This is a genomic window from Sphaerospermopsis sp. LEGE 00249 (genome assembly GCF_014299995.1).
GTDB lineage: Bacteria > Cyanobacteriota > Cyanobacteriia > Cyanobacteriales > Nostocaceae > Sphaerospermopsis > Sphaerospermopsis kisseleviana.
The window spans coordinates 1-22,812 of the sequence record NZ_JACJUZ010000079.1 but is presented as its reverse complement, the minus strand read 5'-3'; the positions used below and the strand labels follow the sequence as shown (position 1 = coordinate 22,812).

The 22,812-nt window shown below is 38.3% G+C and carries 24 protein-coding genes; 9 read left to right on the top strand and 15 right to left on the bottom strand.

What is annotated here, in order from left to right; all coding sequences use genetic code 11:
* Window positions 1–169: 169 nt before the first annotated feature.
* Complete coding sequence (gene gatB, locus H5968_RS21085; protein WP_187041520.1) at window positions 170–1,648, bottom strand: Asp-tRNA(Asn)/Glu-tRNA(Gln) amidotransferase subunit GatB; 1,479 nt, start codon at window positions 1,646–1,648, stop codon at window positions 170–172.
* 616 nt (window positions 1,649–2,264) lie between these two features.
* On the opposite strand from gatB, the gene H5968_RS21080 reads away from it, so the two are divergent.
* Entirely contained in the window at window positions 2,265–2,651 is a 387-nt protein-coding gene (locus tag H5968_RS21080; protein ID WP_187041519.1) for a hypothetical protein, read from the top strand.
* A gap of 368 nt (window positions 2,652–3,019) precedes the next feature.
* Here the strand turns inward: H5968_RS21080 and H5968_RS21075 are convergent, their stop codons facing one another.
* Window positions 3,020–4,036 carry a methyltransferase gene (locus H5968_RS21075; protein ID WP_187041518.1) on the bottom strand — a complete coding sequence of 339 codons (1,017 nt, stop codon included), beginning with the start codon at window positions 4,034–4,036 and terminating at the stop codon, window positions 3,020–3,022.
* A gap of 622 nt (window positions 4,037–4,658) precedes the next feature.
* Here H5968_RS21075 and H5968_RS21070 point away from each other — a divergent pair.
* Window positions 4,659–5,534 carry an ABC transporter permease gene (locus tag H5968_RS21070; RefSeq protein WP_137668791.1) on the top strand — a complete coding sequence of 292 codons (876 nt, stop codon included), beginning with the start codon at window positions 4,659–4,661 and terminating at the stop codon, window positions 5,532–5,534.
* A gap of 44 nt (window positions 5,535–5,578) precedes the next feature.
* A complete protein-coding gene (locus tag H5968_RS21065; protein WP_187041517.1) occupies window positions 5,579–5,974 on the top strand; it encodes a hypothetical protein in 396 nt (131 codons plus the stop codon).
* Between the two features lie 617 nt (window positions 5,975–6,591).
* Here the strand turns inward: H5968_RS21065 and H5968_RS21060 are convergent.
* Window positions 6,592–7,029 carry a peroxiredoxin gene (locus H5968_RS21060; RefSeq protein WP_096566987.1) on the bottom strand — a complete coding sequence of 146 codons (438 nt, stop codon included), beginning with the start codon at window positions 7,027–7,029 and terminating at the stop codon, window positions 6,592–6,594.
* Window positions 7,030–7,407: 378 nt separating this feature from the next.
* On the opposite strand from H5968_RS21060, the gene H5968_RS21055 reads away from it, so the two are divergent.
* The 3 genes from H5968_RS21055 to H5968_RS21045 all read left to right on the top strand — a co-directional run bounded on the left by H5968_RS21055 (window position 7,408) and on the right by H5968_RS21045 (window position 9,989).
* Window positions 7,408–7,812 carry an Npun_F0494 family protein gene (locus H5968_RS21055; RefSeq protein ID WP_187041516.1) on the top strand — a complete coding sequence of 135 codons (405 nt, stop codon included), beginning with the start codon at window positions 7,408–7,410 and terminating at the stop codon, window positions 7,810–7,812.
* Window positions 7,813–8,198: 386 nt separating this feature from the next.
* Window positions 8,199–9,671, top strand: coding sequence for a cobyric acid synthase CobQ (gene cobQ, locus H5968_RS21050; protein WP_187041515.1), 1,473 nt, complete (start codon window positions 8,199–8,201; stop codon window positions 9,669–9,671).
* A 78-nt stretch (window positions 9,672–9,749) separates the two neighbouring features.
* Window positions 9,750–9,989, top strand: a complete 240-nt coding sequence (locus H5968_RS21045) for a 2Fe-2S iron-sulfur cluster-binding protein (RefSeq protein ID WP_096566993.1) — start codon at window positions 9,750–9,752, stop codon at window positions 9,987–9,989.
* Between the two features lie 107 nt (window positions 9,990–10,096).
* Here H5968_RS21045 and H5968_RS25260 read toward each other — a convergent pair whose 3' ends face one another.
* The 7 genes from H5968_RS25260 to H5968_RS21015 form a co-directional block, all read right to left on the bottom strand.
* Window positions 10,097–11,191, bottom strand: a complete 1,095-nt coding sequence (locus tag H5968_RS25260) for a hypothetical protein (RefSeq protein WP_222620759.1) — start codon at window positions 11,189–11,191, stop codon at window positions 10,097–10,099.
* Window positions 11,175–12,500, bottom strand: a complete 1,326-nt coding sequence (locus H5968_RS25255; RefSeq protein ID WP_222620758.1) for a DNA methyltransferase — start codon at window positions 12,498–12,500, stop codon at window positions 11,175–11,177. Before H5968_RS25255 ends, H5968_RS25260 begins: the two co-directional genes overlap by 17 nt.
* A 98-nt stretch (window positions 12,501–12,598) precedes the next feature.
* The gene (locus H5968_RS21035; RefSeq protein WP_187041514.1) at window positions 12,599–13,048 is read right to left on the bottom strand and encodes an SRPBCC family protein; all 450 of its coding nucleotides are present in this window, start codon (window positions 13,046–13,048) and stop codon (window positions 12,599–12,601) included.
* A 127-nt stretch (window positions 13,049–13,175) separates the two neighbouring features.
* A complete protein-coding gene (gene zds / locus H5968_RS21030; RefSeq protein WP_187041513.1) occupies window positions 13,176–14,627 on the bottom strand; it encodes a 9,9'-di-cis-zeta-carotene desaturase in 1,452 nt (483 codons plus the stop codon).
* Between the two features lie 15 nt (window positions 14,628–14,642).
* On the bottom strand, window positions 14,643–14,810 hold the full coding sequence (locus H5968_RS21025; protein WP_187041512.1) for a hypothetical protein: 168 nt from the start codon (window positions 14,808–14,810) through the stop codon (window positions 14,643–14,645).
* 179 nt (window positions 14,811–14,989) lie between these two features.
* Window positions 14,990–15,163: a CopG family transcriptional regulator gene (locus H5968_RS21020; protein ID WP_096567003.1), complete on the bottom strand. Its 174-nt coding sequence runs from the start codon at window positions 15,161–15,163 to the stop codon at window positions 14,990–14,992.
* A gap of 275 nt (window positions 15,164–15,438) precedes the next feature.
* Window positions 15,439–17,070 carry a hypothetical protein gene (locus H5968_RS21015; protein WP_187041511.1) on the bottom strand — a complete coding sequence of 544 codons (1,632 nt, stop codon included), beginning with the start codon at window positions 17,068–17,070 and terminating at the stop codon, window positions 15,439–15,441.
* Window positions 17,071–17,407: 337 nt separating this feature from the next.
* Here H5968_RS21015 and H5968_RS21010 point away from each other — a divergent pair, with 337 nt between their 5' ends.
* From H5968_RS21010 to H5968_RS21000, 3 genes are all read left to right on the top strand, one after another.
* Window positions 17,408–17,764 (top strand): iron-sulfur cluster assembly accessory protein, encoded by a 357-nt coding sequence (locus H5968_RS21010; RefSeq protein WP_187041510.1) that lies wholly within the window; start codon window positions 17,408–17,410, stop codon window positions 17,762–17,764.
* Between the two features lie 126 nt (window positions 17,765–17,890).
* Window positions 17,891–18,334 (top strand): M48 family metallopeptidase, encoded by a 444-nt coding sequence (locus tag H5968_RS21005; RefSeq protein WP_187041509.1) that lies wholly within the window; start codon window positions 17,891–17,893, stop codon window positions 18,332–18,334.
* Between the two features lie 109 nt (window positions 18,335–18,443).
* A complete protein-coding gene (locus H5968_RS21000; protein WP_096567011.1) occupies window positions 18,444–18,686 on the top strand; it encodes a hypothetical protein in 243 nt (80 codons plus the stop codon).
* 17 nt (window positions 18,687–18,703) lie between these two features.
* On the opposite strand, the gene H5968_RS20995 is transcribed toward H5968_RS21000, so the two are convergent.
* From H5968_RS20995 to cobU, 5 genes are all read right to left on the bottom strand, one after another.
* Window positions 18,704–19,123 carry a hypothetical protein gene (locus tag H5968_RS20995; protein ID WP_187041508.1) on the bottom strand — a complete coding sequence of 140 codons (420 nt, stop codon included), beginning with the start codon at window positions 19,121–19,123 and terminating at the stop codon, window positions 18,704–18,706.
* 241 nt (window positions 19,124–19,364) lie between these two features.
* Window positions 19,365–20,285, bottom strand: a complete 921-nt coding sequence (locus H5968_RS20990; protein WP_187041507.1) for a TIGR01777 family oxidoreductase — start codon at window positions 20,283–20,285, stop codon at window positions 19,365–19,367.
* Window positions 20,286–20,498: 213 nt separating this feature from the next.
* Window positions 20,499–20,648: a hypothetical protein gene (locus tag H5968_RS20985; protein ID WP_187041506.1), complete on the bottom strand. Its 150-nt coding sequence runs from the start codon at window positions 20,646–20,648 to the stop codon at window positions 20,499–20,501.
* Between the two features lie 930 nt (window positions 20,649–21,578).
* Complete coding sequence (locus H5968_RS20980; RefSeq protein WP_187041505.1) at window positions 21,579–22,007, bottom strand: hypothetical protein; 429 nt, start codon at window positions 22,005–22,007, stop codon at window positions 21,579–21,581.
* A gap of 57 nt (window positions 22,008–22,064) precedes the next feature.
* Window positions 22,065–22,613 (bottom strand): bifunctional adenosylcobinamide kinase/adenosylcobinamide-phosphate guanylyltransferase, encoded by a 549-nt coding sequence (gene cobU / locus H5968_RS20975; RefSeq protein ID WP_187041504.1) that lies wholly within the window; start codon window positions 22,611–22,613, stop codon window positions 22,065–22,067.
* Window positions 22,614–22,812 lie beyond the last annotated feature (199 nt).

Here is a 22,812-nt window from a genome sequence, read left to right as displayed (position 1 = left end):
GGGAACAGGGAAGAAATTTATTCTTATTATCCTGACTCCTGACTCCTGACTCCTGACTCCTGACTCCTGACTCCTGACTCCTGACTCCTTGATCTCCTGACTCCTGACTCCTGACTCCTGACTCCTGACTCCTGACTCCTGACTCCTGACTCCTGACTCCTGACTACTACTAATTTCCGTTCAGTTTCTTTTCGACTAACTCGTTAGTTAGTTTGGGTTCAGCGCGTTTGTTGGTCTTTTTCAGCACTTGTCCCACAAAGAAACCTTTAAGGTTGGTCTTTCCTCCCCGGTATTGTTCTACTTGTTGCGGATTTGCCGCAATGATTTCATCTATAATTTCTCCTAAAACAGCCGGATCACTAATCAATTCTTGACCTACAAAGGCTTTTTCTGGTTCTAGTCCATTCAGTAAATCTACTAATTTTTCCTTGGCTTGAGCGTTGCTAATCTTACCATTCTCTATTCTGGTAATTACATCTGCCAGACTTTCAGGTTTCAGCTTAATTTCGGAAATGGTGAGTTTTTGTTTATTTAAGTAAGCAGCGATATCTTGGGTGATCCAGTTTGCAGCAGCTTTGGGATTTGCACCAGCGTTTATAGCACTTTCAAAATATCCAGCTACAGAACTATCTTCTGTTAAAACTCGCGTATCATAGGCAGAAAGTCCTAACTCATTTTCATAACGATGGCGTTTTTGTGCGGGTAATTCTGGTAATTCGCTTTTCCAAGTTTCTAATTGTGCATCAGAAACTTCAATAGGTGCTAAATCAGGTTCAGGAAAATAACGATAATCGCTAGAACCTTCCTTAACGCGCATACTGCTAGTACGTTGTGAACCTTCTTCCCAAAGTCGGGTTTCTTGAATTATTCTTTCCCCTGCTTCAATAGCGGCTATTTGACGCTCAATTTCATAATCTATCGCTTTTTGAATGGCACTAAAGGAGTTCATATTTTTAATTTCCACCTTCGTACCAAACTTTTCTTGTCCTACAGGACGGACGGAAATATTCACATCACAACGCAAAGATCCTTCTTGCATATTGCCATCACTGACACCAAGATAACGCATAATCCGGCGTAGTTCTTGGGCATATTCCGCAGCTTCTTGGCCTGTTCTCAGGTCTGGTTCAGAAACAATTTCCACCAAAGGGACACCAGCGCGGTTATAGTCTACCAGAGAATAACTAGAACCTGCTAGGCGATCGCTTCCTGCGTGTACAAGTTTTCCTGCATCTTCTTCCATGTGCAGACGAGTAATACCGATGCGTTTACGGGTGGGGTTTCCCGCTTCGTCTACCATTTCTATTTCTAACCAACCATGTTCAGCTATGGGTAAGTCATATTGAGAAATTTGATAATTTTTCGGTAAATCAGGATAAAAATACTGTTTACGGTCAAATTTACTATATTTAGCGATTTGACAATTTAACGCTAAACCTGCTTTAACTGCATATTCTAGAACTTTGGCATTAAGTACAGGTAAAACTCCTGGTAAACCCATACACACCGGGTCAATATTGGTATTAGGATCTGCACCAAAAGCGGTGGAACTGCTAGAGAAGATTTTGGTGTTTGTAGAAAGTTGACAATGGGTTTCTAAACCAATAATTGCTTCGTATTCTGTTTTTACTGGTGTAGCTGTGGTCATATTATCATGTTGATGATTTTGCTTTAGGGTACTATTTTAGCGTTGTCGGGAGTTGTGCTAAAGGATGAGATGAGGATTAACTCAAATAAATATCTAGGGGTTGCTGAGAAAGTCTTTCTATGAGGGCATAGGAGTCAGGAGTCAGGAGGAGATTTGAAAATTTCTTTGCCATCTCTTGAAATCCCAAAAAATGCACACTTTTTCCGGTATACCCTTCAAAACCCTTGCACTAATTTCTGTGTTTATCAGCCTCTAACCTTTGATATATCAAGGTTTTAGGTTTATTCAGCAAACCCTATCTAGATATTCAGATATATTGATTCTGACTGTAAAATTTAGAGAGAATGGGAAAGAAAAAACCTGCTCATAGGGGTAGAATACAGGCGCAAGGGGGTGGACTAGAAAAGTCATGTCCTTGGGCGCAGGAAACTCCACTAACAAAGACAGAAGCAATAGACATCTCCACAATAGAATGTATTAATTTGTAATATGTTGTAGGGGCGAAGCATTTGGGCGATAATTTAACGGAAAAATCAGAGATATAGATATCCCAAATGCTTCACCCTGCCCCCATAAATAAGTTCCATAATTTCTTTTCTGGAGATGTCTAATGTATATGACAAGTTCTTTAAAATTAACAACTTATGAATTATGGCAAAATGAAGATGGTAGCTATGATTTCTTTCCATCACATAATGAAAGCGCCCGTGTTTTGCTAGATGATAATTCTCAATTGATAAAAAAATTTGAAGCCAATTCTTGGGAAGAAGCACGACAACAGCAATATGAATTTCTAGGATGGGGTAATTATCAACCTGTTTCTGATTTAGATGACAGATATGTTTCTACAACTGATTTACAAGGTAGAAACACAACATTTATAGCCCACGGATTTTCTGTAAAAGAACACAGAAAAAGTCCGCAAAAACGCAGGAGGCACAACAAAGCAAGCGGCAGAAGAAAGAATACAGAAGGTGTACGGAAGAGGGAAAAATTAGAATGAACCAAATCTTGATTAAGGTTTCGCGCAATCTCCGTCAGGAGATCCCGCAGGGTAGACACAAAGCAGCAAAGACGCTAAGGAAAAAATATGTTTTTGCAGATGTGGTGTAAATACATGAAAATTGTTAAAAATTGAATAATTAATTAATTAATTAATAGTGAGATATTTTGTCATAATTGAGAATTTAAAATACAAAATTCAAGTACGGGCAACCACGGGGGGTTTGCCCCTACTGACTCCTGAATTCTGACATTTTGACAATTTAACGGTAAACCTGCTTTAACTGCATATTCCAAAACTTGTCCTACCTAATAAATGCTTACTTTTTTTCTTTCATTGGGATGCTATCATAAAAAAAAACTGAGAGTTTATTTACAACCTTCAATGATACAAATATCATCAGCAGTGCGAATAATCTGAGTTAATTTTAAACCAGCTTTCGTAAATAATTCGTGAAACTCTGCTGCTGTTCTTTCTTTACCACCAGGACACATCACCAACATATTCAAATCTAACATTTTTGCAGCACCCGGAATATTACCAGGTTCAATAATCATTTCTAAAACCAATATTTTACTATGCTCATCCATAGCATTTCGACAATTTTGCAGAATTTTAATTGCTCTTTCATCATCCCAGTCGTGAACAATATGTTTTAAAAGGTAAGCATCTCCTCCTGATGGAACTGCTTCAAAAAAACTACCGCTAACAGTTTGACAACGACTAACTATATCATGTTTTTCTAATGTTGGTTGACAATGTGAAATTACATATTCTTCATCAAAGAGAATACCTTGAAGATGGGGATATTGTTGTAAAAAATTACCTAACATTTCTCCATATCCTCCACCTACATCTACCAAGGTTTTAAAGGGGGAAAAATCATAAACATCGAGAATAGCTTTTTCCTCAACTAAAGAAAAACAATTCATGCTTTCCTCAAAAATTTCCGCATCTTGAGGATGGGATTTAAAATATTCAAATACACCCATCCCAAAATGATGATCAAATGCTGGTTTTCCGGTTTTCACACTATAAAACATTTTCCCCCAAGGTTGATAATGGGGTGCATCTCCTAGCATAATAGCAGTTGCTTTGACTGATTGCGGATGATCACTACATAAATGTTTAGCTAAAGGAGTGAGGATAAAGTTTTGATTATCTGTTTCTTGAAAAATACCGATACTTGCTAAAGTCCTCATGAGACGATATAAAGCACTAGGATCACTATCTGTACTTTCAGCTAATTCTTGACAGGATTGTTTACCTTGTTGCAAAATATCAGCAATGCCTAATTTAGCAGCAGTGGAGATAGCTTGAGCTACCCAATAACCGCTAATCATTTGTGTTAATTGAGTATGTAGAGAAAGTTGAGTTTCATTCATTTGCAGTTTACCACTTTATTGATATTGGTTGGACGGTAATCAATCAGAATCCAAAATAAACAATGTAGGTAAGAATTAATTGATTTCTGTTCCTAAATTCTTACGTTTAAATTATTCTGTTTTTGTACTGCTATCTATTATGAAACAAGATGGGAATTTTGCGGGTATTAATGTAATTAATTTTCATAATCTTCTTCTTTTAAAGCGTAATCAAGTTGAGTAAATGGAGAGCATCCCAATTTTGACAAAATAAACGCAACAACACTAAAAAATCTCTCACAATCTCTCACAATCTCTCACAATTTCTCACAATCTCTTACCTTTGTGTCCTTTGCGTCCTTTGCGGTTCAATCATATCAAGTCTTGGAGCATTTTATTTCCCTAGATAAAAATAAATTTACACATTTGGGATGCTCCCAGTCAATGGATATCTATAGCTAAATCTTTATTAATGTCAACAATGTCAACATTATTTTACATCATATTTTGATATAATGTAATATTAAGAATTATAAATATTATTGTGATTATGGGCTAATTCCCAAGTGCAAAAATGTTTATAATTCGGACTTTTTAAGTTTACACCCTGTATATCTACTGTATATCTAATCTGAAAATCCCTATGAAGACAGATATCAATTTCCAGCAACTCAACTCACAGACCGTAGTTGCCAAAAATACACCCAACTTTTTGGGGGAAATAGTCCAAGAAACCCTAGCTTTAACTCGTCGTCTATTTATTCAATTACAACGTCGTCCTTCTACTCTAGCAGCAGGGATTATTCAACCAGTGATGTGGTTGGTGTTGTTTGGTGCATTATTCCAAAATGCGCCCCAGGGTTTATTTGGTAGTACGACAAATTACGGACAATTTTTAGCGGCTGGTGTAATTGTCTTTACCGCTTTTGCTGGGGCGTTAAATGCCGGTTTACCTGTGATGTTTGACAGGGAATTTGGCTTCTTAAACCGTCTACTGGTAGCACCTTTAGCTTCTCGTTTCTCAATTGTCTTTGCTTCTGCTATCTTTATCATTAGCCAAAGTTTACTGCAAGCGGCTGTAATTGTTGGTGCAGCGGCATTTTTAGGTGCAGGTTTACCGGATGCATCCGGGCTAGGGGCGATCGCTCTCATAGTATTTCTACTAGCTTTAGGTGTCACCGCCATTTCCCTCGGTTTAGCCTTTGCTTTACCAGGACACATTGAATTAATTGCAGTAATTTTTGTGACTAACCTACCTTTATTATTTGCCAGCACAGCTTTAGCACCATTATCCTTTATGCCAGGATGGTTACAGGCGATCGCTACCCTCAACCCCCTCAGCTATGCAATTGAACCCATACGCTACTTATATCTAAACAGTAATTGGGGATTAAGTGATGTTGTCATGCACGCTTTCTGGGGTGATGTCACCTTTGGGGGAGCATTGTTAGTATTACTAGGATTTGCTGTAGTGGCTTTACTCAGCATTCAACCCCAACTACGCAAGACACTGGCTTAGTATAGAAGCATGATTAAAGGAGGCAAAATGTGAGGGGAAATCTCATGAACAAACCATTTTTACCAGTTCCAAAAATCTTAGTTGCCACTTTCGCAGGAATTAGCTTTGCATCTGTTTTAGTAGCACCACCGAGTTTAGCTAATCCAAATCAACCTTTTGCTACTTTGGAGACTGATAAAAATAGCAATTCAATCTTCGGCAATGGTTCAGATTTCAATATGTTTAACCTGATTCATCAGGCAAATTTCGGCACTCTCAACTGGAATTCTGAACAACAAAATCAACAGCTAAATGACGCAGCAGCAGCGTTTAAAGCCAGACAACAAAAACTTCTGCAAAGTCAGCAACAACCAAACCCAAATTCACCAACTACAACTTCACCAACTACATCCGGTGAAAATGCAGCACCGTTGATCAATTTACCTGCTTCAGATCAATGAAAATAGCAGTTACACAAGATTGGAATAAAAGCTGATTCTTGCGTAGGGGTAATTCATGAATTACCCCTACTTTTGTTCTGTTTTGCGTAAGTCCTGGAACAGTCAAAACCTCAACTTCTCATCCTGGTTGGGTTTGAAGTTGAGGTTATGGAAAATTATTAGTTAGGGCTTGCTGAATAAACTCAAAACCTTGATAAATCAAGGGTTTCAGGTGGAAAATCAGGAAATCAGTGCAGGATTTTTCAGGGGTATACTCCTAAAAGCGTGCATTTTCCGGGTGAAATTTCAAAGAATTGGTTACTAACAGATCACCCAAACTCTTGCCTATTCCCTATTCCCTGCCTTCACGAAGAGACTTTTTCAGCAAACCCTAGTTAGGGCTTGCTGAATAAACCTAAAACCTTGATATATCAAAGGTTAGAGGCTGATAAACACAGAAATTAGTGCAAGGGTTTTGAAGGGTATACCGGAAAAAGTGTGCATTTTTTGGGATTTCAAGAGATGGCAAAGAAATTTTCAAATCTCCTCCTGACTCCTGACTCCTGACTCCTGACTCCTGACTCCTATGCCCTCACGGAAAGACTTTTTCAGCAAACCCTAGTTGCAAACCCTAGTTATTACAAACCAAGTGCATTTAAAACATCACTAGCATGGGTAGTTGTGTTAACAGCACCATCAACATGAATAATTTTCCCGTTAGGATCGATGACATAGGTAACACGCTTGGCATAACCACCACCATCAACATCGTAAGCTTTAATCAAGGCTTGATCAGTATCAGCCAATAAGGGGAAATTGAGATTATATTTAGCGGTGAATGCTTGATGGGAGGCTTCATCATCAGCACTTACTCCCAAAACTACAACATCTTTACCTTGATATTCAGGTTGGGCATCCCGGAAACTACAAGCTTGTTTGGTACAACCTGGAGTGTCATCTTTGGGGTAAAAATACAGAACCACGGTTTTACCCGCAAAATCAGATAATGATATTGTATTGCCGTTTGTATCTTTGGTGGTAAATGCAGGTGCATCTGTACCAACTGCTAGTGCCATAATTCACCTTTCCTGTTTCAGAATATTGATGCTGTGGAAATTTTACAATAATTTACAATTGTTAGGGAATGGTGAATGGTGATTGGTGACTGGTGATTGGGTTATTCACTTTCCCCACTTCCCCATCCTCACAGGGGTAGGTATTTTACATTGTCGTGAGGGCAAGACTTGGGGGACAAGGAAGGACAGTGGACAAGGGAGGAAAACCGTACAAAATCATATTATCTTGGTAACAAAAAGACTATTGTGCGGAGAAAATCTTCCTTGTCTACTTTCCCTCCTTGTCTTCCTAGTCCTGCCTCAACAGATAATATTAAAAACCTACCCCTGTCAGGCCTCCCCATCACCCTATGCCCTATGCCCTATGCCCTATGCCCTATGACTACAATAAATTCTCCAAACTCCAAACCCTTTGTATATAGTCAGAAAACACTCCTAAGAGCCGAGCGATCGCTGATCTGTTCACCTTTCCATCTGAGTTTATGGAAAGCTATGCAAAGCCAAAGTATTGCCTTGGGTGCGATCGCTACAGAAAATGGCTTTAAGCAAGGTTATACCAAACGCCCTTTATCAGAATTAGCCTGTGATAACGCTTTAGGTTGGTTAATCGAAGTGGGGATACTACGCAGAGAAGTCGATGGCCAGGGAATAACCGACGGTTTTCGCCTCACACCCCTGGGTTATCAGTTGGTAGAAAAATTCTGGGATACAGACTTGCCTGGTCCATCATGGGGCGATCGCTTAAATGATGCTATTACTCGTTGGTTTCGACTACCTTTTTAGCGGAAAAAATTGACATCTTTAGATAAGCAAGTCAAAGTGAAAACTAGGTTAAGGGAACAATAAGCTCTAACCTAGTTTTTTAATCTGCTTTTTTCCAATTTAATGAGTAGATTAGCAAATTATCAATTGATAATTGACAATTGATAATTGACAATTGTTTCATTCAAGGCTTCCGCATTGAGCGTCAGCCGATAGCGTAGCGTGGCGTTAGCCATACGGTTTAAAACCTCCCCTTTCAAGGGGCAAAAAAGCCAAAAATTCCGCTTTTTCAATCCTCTCCTTTCCAGAGAGAGGTAATTGTCAATTGTTCACTGTCAATTGTCCATTATTGAAAAACCTTTAACTCAAAAATTACAGCGACACTCAAAAAACAAACAAGTTACCCTATGAAATCAATTATGGTAGTGGGAACAACATCCCACGCAGGGAAATCACTGATAACTACAGCTATTTGCCGCATTCTCTCACGGCGAGGCTGGCGAGTAGCACCCTTTAAAGGTCAAAATATGGCTTTAAATGCTTATGTCACCGCCAATGGTGGAGAAATAGGTTATGCTCAAGCAGTGCAAGCTTGGTCTGCGGGGGTAACGCCTCTAGTGGAAATGAACCCCATTTTACTCAAACCCCAAGGGGATATGACTTCTCAAGTCATTCTTAAAGGTAAAGCGGTAGGTAAAGTTAGTGCTAAGGATTATTACGAGCAATATTTTGAACTCGGTTGGCGCACAATTCAGGAATCGCTAAAACAGCTAGAGACAGAATTTGATTTACTCGTTTGTGAAGGTGCGGGAAGTCCAGCAGAAATTAACCTCAAGCATCGAGATTTAACTAACATGAGGGTGGCAAAATATTTAAATGCACCGACTCTGTTAGTAGTTGATATTGACCGGGGAGGAGCTTTTGCTCATGTAGTAGGAACATTAGAGTTATTAGAACCTGATGAACGCGAATTGGTGAAAGGGGTAGTAATTAATAAATTCCGAGGACAGCTTTCCATCCTTGAACCAGGACTTAAATGGTTAGAAGAACGGACTGGTATTCCCGTGGTCGGTGTCATACCTTATCTAGAACAAGTATTTCCAGCAGAAGACTCACTGGACTTGTTAGAGAGAAAATCTTATAAAAGTCAAGCTGAATTAAATATTGCTGTTATCCGCTTACCCAGAATTGCCAATTTTACCGACTTTGATCCATTGGAATCAGAAGCAACAGTTTCAGTAAAATACCTTAGTCCTAAGCAAGAGTTAGGACACCCTGATGCAGTAATTATTCCAGGGACAAAGACAACAATTGCCGACTTAATGCTATTGCAAAAAAGTGGTATGGCGGAAGCAATTCAAAATTATGCTGCTTCTGGGGGAACGGTTTTAGGCATCTGTGGCGGTTTCCAAATGTTAGGACAAATGGTAGCTGACCCAGAAGGATTAGAAGGGCAAGCCGGCAGATATGCAGGGTTAAATTTATTACCGATGAAAACTGTGATCACAGGACAGAAAATAGCCCGTCAACGTCAGGTGACTTCTAATTATCCTCAGATGGGTTTACCTGTGAATGGGTTTGAAATTCATCAAGGGCGATCGCGTGTAGAACAACCAACAGATAAAACCGTATGTCAACCTTTATTTGACGATGTTAATTTAGGCTTAGTTGATAATTGTCAATCTGTTTGGGGGACTTATTTACATGGAATTTTTGATAATGGTCCTTGGAGACGTGCATGGTTAAATCGTTTACGTCAACAAAGAGGTTTAAAATCTTTACCCACAGGTGTTGCTAATTATCGAGATCAACGAGAACAGATTTTAGATTCTTTAGCTACCGAAGTAGAAACCCATTTAGATTTAACGCCTTTTTTGTAAGCAGTCAGCTATCAGTATTCAGCTATCAGCAAAAATCTGAATATCTACCTTTTTTCTGACATTAATTATCCACAACCAATGACTATGAAGATCCATTTTCTACCAGATAATGTTACCGTCGAAGCTGAAGTTGGAGAACCTTTATTAGATGTAGCAGAGAGGGCAGGAGTATCAATTCCTACTGGTTGTTTAATGGGAACTTGTCACGCTTGCACTGTTGAGTTAGACGATGGGGAAATCATCCGTGCTTGTATTACTCCTGTTCCTCCAAATAAAGAGGAATTAACCATTCATCTTTTTAGTGATCCAACTTGGTAAGTTATTATTTTTTTGATTGTTTTTTGATTGTTTTTTGATTGTTTTTTTTAGTTGTCAGGAAGTAATAGAGACATGGTGATGCTGTGTCTCTACTTGAAAAATAATTTTTATTCATCTTCAAGCATAACTTCCTCATTTGCTGGTTTAATAGAAAAATCAATCACCCATTTCAACTTTGATTTATCTCCTTGTAAATACTCAGCAATAGAATTTGCTACCGAAGAAACAGCTTTGATAGGAACAACATAATCAAAAACATTAGCCATAATTCGCAAAGTTTCAGCCGTCCATTCTCCATCTACAATCAATATAGCCAGAATATCTTTATTTTTTCCTTTCCAGTTGATAGCTGAAAACATTTTATCCTTAGCATATAAAGAAGCGTGTCTAGAGGATGACTTTCTTACTTCTATAAATGCTTTAGGTTCATTTTCATCAGGTACAACAAAATCAGATCGGAAATTATAAATAACTCCTTCTAAATACTTGTATTCCTTTTCTCGTTTGTAAGGAACATTAGCTTCATCAAGTGCTGTAGCTACTATACTTTCTAGTAATACTCTACCGACTAAATCACGCACAATTCCTTCTAATGTTGTTTCCAAACCTTGTAAAATTTCCTGATCATCTATATTTTTATTAGTTGTGTTACTGTTGAGAATATCAGCTAATCTCTTAGCTGCTGGCTTTGATATAGAATTATCAGAAACATTACCAACTCTTTTCTTCAATTCAGATTTACTTCTGACATTAATCAACCTCTGAAAAATTGGTAACATTCTCGGATTTTTATTAATATAATCAGCTTCAAAAACTTGAAAATTATTTGTAGATATACGTAATTCATCAATTAAATTTTGCGCTACCTCTCGCATTTGTATATAAACACCTTTAGTTATGGATGCTTCTACATCAAAAATTATTGCTTGTCGTCTTTGCCATTCTTGAACTACATCATTTGCCGTTGAAGTTAGCGGGTCAAGATTGCTATTAATTCCAGTTAAAATTATTAATTTCTGTTCATAATCTTGGGCATTATTAGCTTCAACTACAGCAAAACCCTTAGTTTCATTTACTAATTTTAAATAAACATCTATATAACTTTTTATGAAATCCATAGCAATAGCATATAGTGTACTACTACTTTCATCAAGATCGTTAGTATTATCAATATCTAAATCTGAGTTAAATTCTTTTTGCATGAATATGATACTCTCCTAATTTATTTGCACCTGTCCTTTTTTTTAGCAACCAGCGTTCACCCCGTTTTCTCATATTCTCTACATTGATAATTTGAAAACCGTTATCTATCATTAATTGACTCAAGATTTCATGAGTGGGAATATAAACGCCATATAGTGCAGCATCGGAAACAATCAAATGTAAATTACTACTAGATCGCAGTATTCTCTGTAATTCTCTAATTACATTTTGCATTTGGGCAAAATATGGATATATCAATAAATAATAATCTTTTTTACCTGGTCTGATTTTTCTTTCATTAAATAATTCTGCTATGATAGAATCTAAATATTTTAACTTGAATCTTGTTGATAATGTAGAAGAGAAAAAATCTTGATTCCTTTTTAAATCTGTAGGTGCTGTTGTTGTATTCACAATTAAACGACGACGAACTTTTTCTGTAATTTCTCTCCAAGAACCCGCATAACGCCAGAAATATAATTCCATCCTGGTCATTTCTGCAAAATCAAAGTTATTTAAATAAGGTGGAGAAGTTATACAAAGTGAACAACTTTCATTGTCCACAGATTGCATATTTTCTGAACTGCAAAAATTTAATTTAGCTTGAAAACTGAAAGTATTTTGAGCTTGTAAATATTCAACATCTTCATATATTTGTTTACATATTCTAGAAACAGAATCATCAAAAGAGATGGATTTTTTTAAAGTAGTCGGTGCTTTATAAATACCATCAGTTTGTGCTAAAGAAGTTTGTTCAAGAACCTTGGAAACTATTAACCGAAATAATGATTTATTTTCCTGATCAAGCTGATTTTCTATTTCTAGACAACTTGCTAATAAAGTTAAATTATCTTCTGCAATCAGCTTAGTTAAAAATTTTAAAGCGTCTTCAGTCCATATTTCTTGGAAATTGCCAGTATAAGGTTTAATTGATAATAATAGGTTCTCTAAATACTTGATATTTTCTGTATCTAATATAGGAAATATTTTGGCTTGTGATATGTCATAGAAAAAAGGATGAGCTTCAAATCCTATTGAAGAAACATTTTGCAAATTAGCTTCAACCAGTGTAGTACCTAATCCAGAAAAAGGATCAATGACAACATCTTCACTATTGATGTGTGCAGCTTTTATGCAAAATTTCACAAATTCAGGAGAAAACCCAGCGATAAAATTGTACCATCTATGAATAGAGTATTGATTGGTAAATAGATTAGTACATAAATTTTTACTAGCTTGATTAGCTTCCAAATTAGTGTTTGATATTTTCTGTTTTTCTGGTAAATCAAATAGGTTTAATTGAGACATATAAGCAGCTTTCTTGTATTTTTTGATACTAAATTATCAATTTTCAAGACAGTAATTAGCCAATTATAAAGGCTGATTACTGCCAATTTTCCCCATCTCTACCCATCACCCTTCGCATTCAAAGCGTATTCTCTAAACCTCTCCAAATCCGCTTGAATTGTTGACTCTACAGCTTTTCCCAAAAACAAATTATCCATCAACTTACCCAAAAAACCAGGAATAGCATAGGAAATAGTCATTTTCACAATACTACCACCTGCATGGCGATCATAAAAACGAATTGCCCCTTGATTGGGTAAACCATCCACAGATTCCCATTGAATAATTTGATGAGAAATTGTTTTAAGAATCCGAGATTTCCAGGTAAATTCTAAACCCCCTGTACTCAATTTCCATAAAGAAATCTCTGGATCATCAGGGGAAATTTTCACCGAATCAATCCATTTCATCCAGTTCGGCATTTGTTCTAAATCAGACCACAACCCCCATACTAATTCTATGGGAGCTTCTACTTCTACCTGTACGCTATGTTCTAACCAGTCAGCCATTAGATTTGTTTGATAATTGATAATTGATAATTGATAATTGGTGATTGGTAATTCAGAAGAACCTTTACCCAGTCCCCAGTCCCCAGCGATGCACTGAGCTTGTCGAAGTGTCCCCAGTCCCCAATACCTAATTCTTCACACTTTCTAGAATGACTTTTGCTGCACGTCTTCCAGAAATTGTTGCACCTTCCATAGAATCAATATAATCCTGTTGGGTGTAACTTCCTGCTAAGAAAAAGTTAGGAATTGGTGTTTTTTGATCCGGTCTGTAAACATCCATTCCTGGTGCTTCTCTGTATAAAGATTGAGCTAGTTTCACCACACTATACCAAGTCATGTTTAATTCTCTGGATGAGGGGAATAATTCATAGACTTGTTTTAAAACGTGCTGGGCGATCGCCTCGTTGCTTTCTTTAATAAACGGATCTCCCGGTGTCAATACTAGCTGCAACAATGAACCCTCCCCAGGACGATAATAATCTGCGGGACTAGTTAAAGCCAAATCCGCAAAACAAGAAAAATCAGCATCTGCTGTATATAACAAATTATCCAACCCCGCAGCATGATTTAACTGTTTCCGTTTTTCTGCATCTTGTAGTTCTGTCACCCAACCATCAAACCTTAACTGTACTGTAGCGACTGGAACAGCTTCAAGTTTATAAATGTTATCAAATTCTGACCATTTTCGCCATGCTTGGGGTAAAACTCGCTGAATCCCCGGTACATCACAAGCACAAACATAAGCATCAGCTGTGATTACTTCTTCTTTGTCACCTTGGGCAACTACTATACCTGTTACTTTGGTTTCTGCTTCCCCAAGAACATTAGACTCAGTGAATTGAATTTCCCGCACCTGTCTACGGGTATAGATTTTTGTACCTCTGGCTTCTAAATATTCAATAATTGGTTTATGTAAATATTCGTGGGGTGAACCTTCCAGCATTCGCAAAATAGACGCTTCGGTTCTGACTGCAAAAAACTGGAAGATTGTCAACATACAACGGGCAGAAATATGATCACAATCAATAAAGCCCAAAGCATAAGCGATAGGATTCCACATCCGTTTGATGCTGCCTTTACTGCCTCCGTGACTATAGAACCAGTCAGAAAAACTGATTTTGTCTAAATCGCGGATATTTCTCATTGCCCCTTCAAAGTCTACCAAACCCCGGACAATGGGGCTAGTTCCCAGAGCGATCGCATTTTGCAGTTTATCCAGTGCTGAAAGTTGGGAAGTAGTGAAAAATGCCTTTAAGCCATTAAAAGGCGCACCGGTGATAAAACGAAAATCTAAAGCCCCAGTGCGTCCTCCTTTATTGATGAAAGTGTGGGTATGTTCTTTCAGGCGTAAATTGTTCCCTGCTCCCACCTTTTCCATCAACTCAAACAGATTGTAGTAGCAGCCAAAAAATACGTGCAATCCCATTTCTATGTGGTTGCCATCACCATCCACCCAACTGCCAACTTTCCCACCGACAAAGGGACGAGATTCAAAGATTTGTACCTCACAACCCGCATCGGCTAAATCTACGGCAGTAGCCAACCCAGCTAATCCTGCTCCTACAATTGCAACACGCATTCCCAAGTTCCTCTATTACTTACGCCAAGCTGCGCTATAAGTTTCTTTACAAATTGTAACTGGGTTGGTGTCAGAATAGGTAATGGGTAATGGAGACTGGGGATGGGTGACTGGGGACTGGGAAGAAAGCAGAGGGAGCAGGGGAGGCAGGGGAGGCAGGGGAGGAAAACCGTACAAAATCATATTATCTTGGTAACAAAAAGACTATTGTGCGGAGAAAATCTTCCTTGTCTACTTTCCCTCCTTGTCTTCCTAGTCCTGCCTCAACAGATAATATTAAAAACCTACCCCTGTGAGAGGCAGGGGAGGCAGGGGAGGAAAAGATTTTTACCCATGCCCAATGCCCAATGCCCAATGCCTCATTAAGCATTACTCTTACTATCTTCAGAAAGAGGTAAACTTCTAATCAACTCACGAATCACATCAGTAGCGGGTCTACCAGTCTGTTGACAATATTTTTCTAATTTTTCCGCTTCCTGAGTTGCTAGGTTGACGGTTATGCGTTTAACAGCCCATTTTTTATTAGTCATTATCATGCAACTTGCTATGTGTTAACGGTTGTCAAAAAGAATCCAAAAGTCAAAGGAAAAAATGATACTATCAGAGATTTGCTCAAATAAACACGAAGATCATAAAATATAACTAAAAATTCGCCGTCAAGATAGATAAACTAAACGAACCAAGTTGATCTTTTTAACAACAAATTATGCAGCAATTACTATAGGACTTCATTGTAGAAAACCACAGATCAAACCAAAATAATTGAACTCAGTGTGGATTTGATGACTATCTGTGGTAACTACACAGAAAATTATTCAAATTCTAGTTGGGGCATAAGTTGGAGAGTACCAATACCTAAATCTTGAGTAGAGAGCGATCGCGCTTCAAACAAAGCCATCATATCTTTTAACCCTGGATTACCACGAGCAGCACCTGTCAATCCCTTAGCAATGATCAAACCGCAATATCCATTAGTTTGCTGACACCGCTGATTCCATTTTTTCTTGGCTTCAACGTGAGTGGGATCATCCTCTGGAAATTCCCCAAACAGGAACAGATCCCCATTCTCTGTTTGTAACAAACCTAAATCATATCGTTCACCGTCTAAGGGATTAGCACCTGGATTAAAGCATATAGCTTTCAATCCTCCAGCAGCTTGAATATTTTCAATCACCGTTTTAGCTTTGGGGCGGGAAGTTTGAATTAAAATCACGGGTAAACCATCACCGACAGGTTGAATTTCCTGTCCTGCATGATAATTCACTTCCTGACGTAGAGAATTCAACATCTCCCAAGAAATCACTCCTAAACTCAAAAATGAATCTTCTGGGATCAAATCATCCCGCAATGTGCGGATCTCGGTATCCTCATCCCACTCATCTTCATCTGAAAAATCAAACCCTGCCATTTCCTCTAACTCTGCTGCTAATTCTGGCATAGTCGAGACAGTGACAGACACGGATTTAGTTGTTTCATCGGGATGGGGTAGAGAAATGCGATAACGTCGGTTGATGGGGGGGAAGTCTTCTTCGTATAACTGATGACGATAATCACGGATAAAGCGGATCAAACTTTCTAGTGCCACAAATACTACAAGTGCTTCTTCCTCATATAAAATCGAGCGTAATCCTTCTAAGGGGTGAATATTACCAAAAGTAGGTTCAATCTCCGATAGGGGTAAATCCGCTAAATCTTCATCTTCATCTTCATCTTCATCCACTTGATCAAAGGTGAGAAATAAGCAATCTTGCTTTAAGAAAGCTGCTTCTAAACCTTGCTCTGATTCTTCATCCTCTAAAATATCTGCACGGAACCGCTTGAGAGATTCTTCTGAACGATATAACAAAACACCATACTCCATCCCCAGCATTCCCATGACTGAGACATAGAGTGTCCCCACATCCCATTTATTTATTTCTATAGACAAGATTTGCTGTTCTTCCAGAAAATCCCAAGGTGCTGCTTCCCAAACTGCAAAAGCCTTTTCATTCAGAATTTTTGCATATTTTGGAGGTAAATTAGGAATTTGACTATCAACTATATCCGCAAAAGAGCGAAATAGTTCATCAATTAAAGGTAATTCTGGTGCATAGTCAATAGCAATATCCAAATCTTGCAAAACTCCCCGCAGGTAAAATTGAATTTCCCTGTCTTTGACCACAATTCTTTGAGGTCTAGCTGGTTTAGCAGGACTGTGGGGATGCTCCATTGCTCGCATTAAGGTGCGAACTATTGCTTCTGGTCCAAGGTCGGGAGATACCATATCCATACCTCTAACAATACCTTGAGAGCCATCCACCCAAAGGATACATTCCCCTTGGGACTCTTGGGAATCTCTGGATGACACTGGTGATGACAACGGACGGCGATCGCCCTCCCATATAGAAGGAATTTGGATTAATTTCTTCAACCGACGACTGGTAGAGCGATTAAAACTTGTCATAGATTAAGTGAATCAAAAAAAGCTATTTGGAAGTCAAATGTGGGGAATGGCTAAAATTCGGCTCAAGTTTTCTGTTAATAACCCTACTGTACCTGAAGAGTGGTTGCTGCTCAGACTGCTTGTGGCTGAAACTCAGAAAATACCCCATCTCTAAATACACCAAACCTCTCAATTTTAGAATAAAATTCCTTGGCTGCTGTTGACAAAGTATTGAGAATTTAACGTTTTCACCTCACCAATGCCGCTAAAATAGAACAAAAATCAAAAAATCAGCATCCAGGCTATCAACGGCATATACCAGTTAATATTTAGACTAATTAAGGAGTGTAAACAGCAGATGACACAAGCAATCCAAACTCAAGAACGCGGCATTATGCTAAGTGAAGCAGCATTGCGCCAAGTAAAATCTCTCCAAGCTAAACAAGGTCAAGATTTATGTTTACGGGTTGGAGTTCGTCAAGGTGGTTGTTCTGGGATGTCTTACATGATGGATTTTGAAGATATCAGCAAGATCACTCCCCAGGATGAAGTTTTTGATTATGACGGCTTTAAAATTGTTTGCGATCGCAAGAGTTTATTATATCTCTATGGTTTGATGCTGGATTACAGTGATGCCATGATTGGTGGTGGTTTTCAGTTCACCAACCCCAACGCTTCTCAAACCTGCGGTTGCGGTAAATCCTTTGGGGTATAATAGGGGGCTGGTGACTGGTGATTGGTGACTGGGCATTGGGAAAGATTAATAAACCAATGCCCCATAACCAATGCCCCATGCCCAATGCCCAATGACAAATAACTAATGACTAACGACAAATAACAAATGACTATTACAGTTGAAGAATTATTTGATACAGGTTTACAACGCTACAAAGACGGTGAATCAGCCGCAAATCTTATTCCTGTATTTAAAGAAGTATGCGATCGCTCTCCTAGAGCTAGTTCAGCTTGGATTTGCTTATCTTGGTTATATCTTCTAGAAGGTAAAGCACAGTTAGCCTATAAAGCTGCCAGCAAAGCCGTAAAAATTAATCCCCAAGATCCACAAGGTCGAATTAATCTGGCTGTAGCCATGTTAGAAACCGGTCAGAAAGGTTTACGAGAACATATCGACATAGCAAAACAATTGATTTTTGTCAATCAAGAATGGGAAGAAGAAGTAAAAAACAGCATTGAAGACGGTTTAACTAGAAAACTCGATTGGCAAAGTTTGGCTAAAGTCAAAACATGGCTGTTTGAAGAATCATTGGTGATTGGTAATTGGTAATTGGTGATTGGTAATTGGTAATTGGTAATTGGTAAATCTCTTACTATCCCCAGTCCCCAGTCACCAGTCCCCAGTCCCCAGTCACCTGTTCCCTGTTCCCTATTCAATGATGAAAGATAAAATATTAAATTGGGTAAATACAATATTAGTCGCTGATTTTTTCCTAGTAATTTTAGGATTTGGTTGGTTTGCTGTCGCTGTTGTTGGCGATGCTTCAGGCATCAACTTAGGTTTAGATTTATGGCATAAACTTTGGCAACCCTTATTTAACCCAGCTATTGGTCTTTTAATGGGAGGGGCGTTAATTAGTGGTATTAGTAGTTGGGTTGCTAAGAAATTTGGGAAAAATTAGTTAGGATAAAAACTGCTCTATTTCTTGTAATAACATCTGACTGTTTTCCAAGGATTAATTTTACCTTCACGAGAAACTTTTGCAATAAATGGAGCAGGATGCTTGAGAACAAACTTTTCCATTTTGTCAATTGCTTTAATAAAAATTTCTGCCATTTCTTCGCCTTTTAAACCTTGGGAAATCAAAATAAACATTTTTATTTGAGCGCGAGCAACAGCAATTCTTTCTAACTTGTTTCTACTGATTCTATCATCTTTAGTTAAAACAACCCAACCTTTTTTACCTATCTCTGGTAGCCAGTCTACATCTTGAGTTCCTTGACCAAAATGTTCGTCGTGAATTTCTACTAAAATACCTGCATTGCGAAGTTTTTCGGGTACAGTTCCTGTACCTAAACATCTATCAATAAAAAAGGTAATTGACTTAGGTGTGGTCATGCAACAACAGGTAATTCACAGCGAATAGCTTCTTCAATTTTCAGGCGATCGCACTTATAATCAAAAGCAAGATCCTCAATTGATTCACCAGCCTTTAATTTACCTACCAGAGATGTTCTTGTTTATTGTTTATATCATGTTTGAGATATTGATTATATCTGTTGGGGCTGGAAATGGGGAATAGGTAATAGAAGGAAGTTTCCCAATTACCAATTACCCATTACTCATCACCCATCACCAATTATTGCAAAATTTCCTTTAATGCAGATTGCAAATTAGGATATTGATAATTAAAACCCGTTGCTTGAGTGCGTTGAGGTAAAACCTTTTGCCCCTCTAAAACTACAATTGCCCCATCTCCCAATAATGCGTCCAAAGCAAAACCAGGAACAGGCAACCAAGAAGGGCGATTCATCACCTGTCCCATTGTATTACTTAACTCGCTCATCCGCACAGGATTGGGAGCAGTGGCATTGTATACACCTTGCATTTTGGGCTGGGTTAAAGCTTGGATAATTAAGTTCACAATATCGTCTATGTGAATCCACGAAAACCACTGACGACCGCTACCAATGGGACCACCTGCAAAAAGTTTGAAGGGAGTAATCATTTTACCCAAAGCGCCGCCATGACCTAAAACAATGCCAAAGCGCAAAATTACCAAGCGCACACCGGCATTTGTTGCCTTCTGCGCTTCCGCTTCCCACTCTTGACAAACTTGAGCTAAAAAATCTTGACCTGAAGGACTATTTTCTTCAAAACTGGCGGTTTCGCTAGTTCCATAGTAGCCTATAGCTGAAGCGTTTACCAATACCGATGGTTTAGGGTTAGCCGTAGCTATAGCTTCCACAACTTTTTGTGTACCGAGTTTGCGGCTGTTGAGAATAGCTTGCTTACGTTCTGGTGTCCAACGTTCCTCAGCGATAGGTTCTCCCGCCAAATTTACCACACCATCACAACCAGCAACAGCATCTTGCCAAGCGCCTGATACACCTGGTGTATAAGCCCTAATTTCTACATTTGGGAAAGCCTGAGAGGGAAAAACCTTGTGGGCAGAATTGGTATTTCGACTTAACACCAATACTCTATTACCTTCTTCTTGCAGCCGTTTAACTAGACGACTACCGACAAAACCAGTTGCTCCCGTGATCGCTACTTTCATTGTTAACCTAAACTCAAGCACATTGTACAGTCTTCACTGTTAACTTAATTTAACAATTTTTCAGCCTGTACTGTCTTGTTGTTAAGTTAATTTCTTTGCTGTCACCTGTATTTTGCAAATTATACCATGTGAAAAAATGATGGCGACAGACGAAAAGCTTATCTAGCAAGCCTTAAACAATCTAAAATCCAAAATCCAAAATCCAAAATCGTATTAACTGGCGTGTTCCCAGTCACTAAGTAATTCACGTTGCTGCTTTTTGGTGTTGTTTTTACGGACTGGCACTTTAGGAACGCCAATATCAACACGAATAAAAGACTGTTTTGCCTTTTTAGCAGATTTGTTTTCTAGTGCGTTTGTCATTGTTCGATACCTTGGATAAAAACTTCAGTCCTAATTTATAACATCACTTTTTTTTAGACACATTCCGGAAGAAAGATTTTATTTTTTGGCAAAATTGTTTAATGATAATAAACATGAGAAACAGTGGGTTTAATTACAGAAAAACCTGGTCTTATAGGGTTTTTCTCTCCTACCATAACTTGAAAATTTATTTAGCTATAAAGCTTACTAATTCTAGCTTACAGTCTATAATTACCAGGGCGTAAATGCCAAAATATCTCATTATTTGATTTTGTGTTTGATGGTGAAGATAACCTTTGCCTATTCAGCTACGACTCTACAGGCTGATGAGAATTTATTGTAAGTTGAAATGCTAATTTTTTTGCGTTTCTGCACTAGGATAGATCAGAAATAAATTTCCATCACTAGGCGATAAAATTCTTAACTGATCAGATACAAAATTTGAGGTTGGCTGTTTTGCTAACCATTCATCATACACAGACGATAAATGGAAATCAGTAGAATTTTCGTAAGTAGGGGTTGCTGAGAAAGTCTTTCCGTGAGGGCATAGGAGTCAGGAGGAGATTTGAAAATTTCTTTGCTATCTCTCGAAATTCCAAAAAATGCACACTTTTTCAGGTATACCCTTCAAAACCCTTGCACTTTTTTCCTCTTTATCAGCGTGTAACCTTTGATATATCTGGGTTTTAGGTTTATTCAGCAAACCCTACTTAGTTCTTTCTGTGACGATGGAAACATTTCTTTGTCCTGTATATGCAATATACACCAGAAGAGTTTGGATGCAGTGCGGATTCGATTTTGATTTTGGAAGAAAGCAAGTAAACAAAAAGATCCCGGACTTTTTAAAGAAGTCGGGATCTCTGCAATTATGAGTGAAAATCAAAAATAATTTCAAAAAATAATTTAACAACTTATTTTGTGAACAAATTGTTAAATTGATGAAGCCACATTTTCCAGCAAGCGATCGCGAATTTCTATCAATTGTTGTTGAGTATTAACTGGACATCTTGGCGGTGGTAGTTCATTATTAGGCCAAGTAGGCAAATAATAACAAGGACACAATATTGATGGCATTCCCATAGTTTTAACAGGTACTGGCATCGCGCAGCGCCCACAAGGCAGGACTTCCCAAGTTGGGGTTAGCAGTTCGGCTATGTTTTCTTGAGTATCTTCTAAATAACAATCACGGGTTTCTAAGGCAAGAATTTGTTGCCAACACTCTTCAAACTCTGGACTATAGTTATCGCCCTTTAGCACTGGGTTAGGCAAGAAACTTTGATTACTATGACCGACTATCACTTTCTTCCCTAATTGAAACCAGTAAGCAAGGTATTTTTTTACGTTTTGTGTGTTTGCCATATCATTAATTGTAGATTTAAATGAGGGAATCTGAGTCCATTAATCCTTAATTTTGCATTAAGATTTGCTTGGTGGTAAGGGAAAACCAAGAACACTGAGATTAAGAACATGACCACCAGTTACTAAGTAAACCGATTCACATATTCCACCTAACTGACGGACTAAACTACCTAAGCGATCGCGAAATTTTCGACCTATAGGATAAGCTGGAACTACACCCCAACCAGTTTCTTCAGCAACAAACAGCAAATCAGCATCAATTAAACGTACTACTTTTAACAATTCTGCTAAGGTTTTTTCCCAGCTTAAATCATCCTCTTCCAAAAAATTAGCTACCCAAGTTCCCAAAGAATCAATCAAAATACAGGTATCAGATTTGGCATTACTGAGAGTGTCCGCCAGTTCCACAGGTACACAAAGAGTTACCCAATCTTGTAGACGACGTTGTTTGTGTTTTTCAATGCGTTCTTGCCACTCTTGATCCTGGGGATTTTCCATTGCTGTTGCTATATAAATAACCTGTTTCCCGGACTGAATTGCTAAATTTTCTGCCCATTCACTTTTTCCTGAACGTGCTGGACCTGTTACTAAAATAACTCTACTCATAATTAGGGTTTGCTGAATAAACTTAAAACCTTGATAAATCAAGGGTTTCAGGTGGAAAATCAGGAAAAAAGTGCAAGGGTTTTGAAGGGTATACCGGAAAAAGTGTGCATTTTTGGGGATTTCAAGAGATGGCAAAGAAATTTTCAAATCTCCTCCTGACTCCTGACTCCTGACTCCTGACTCCTGACTCCTGACTCCT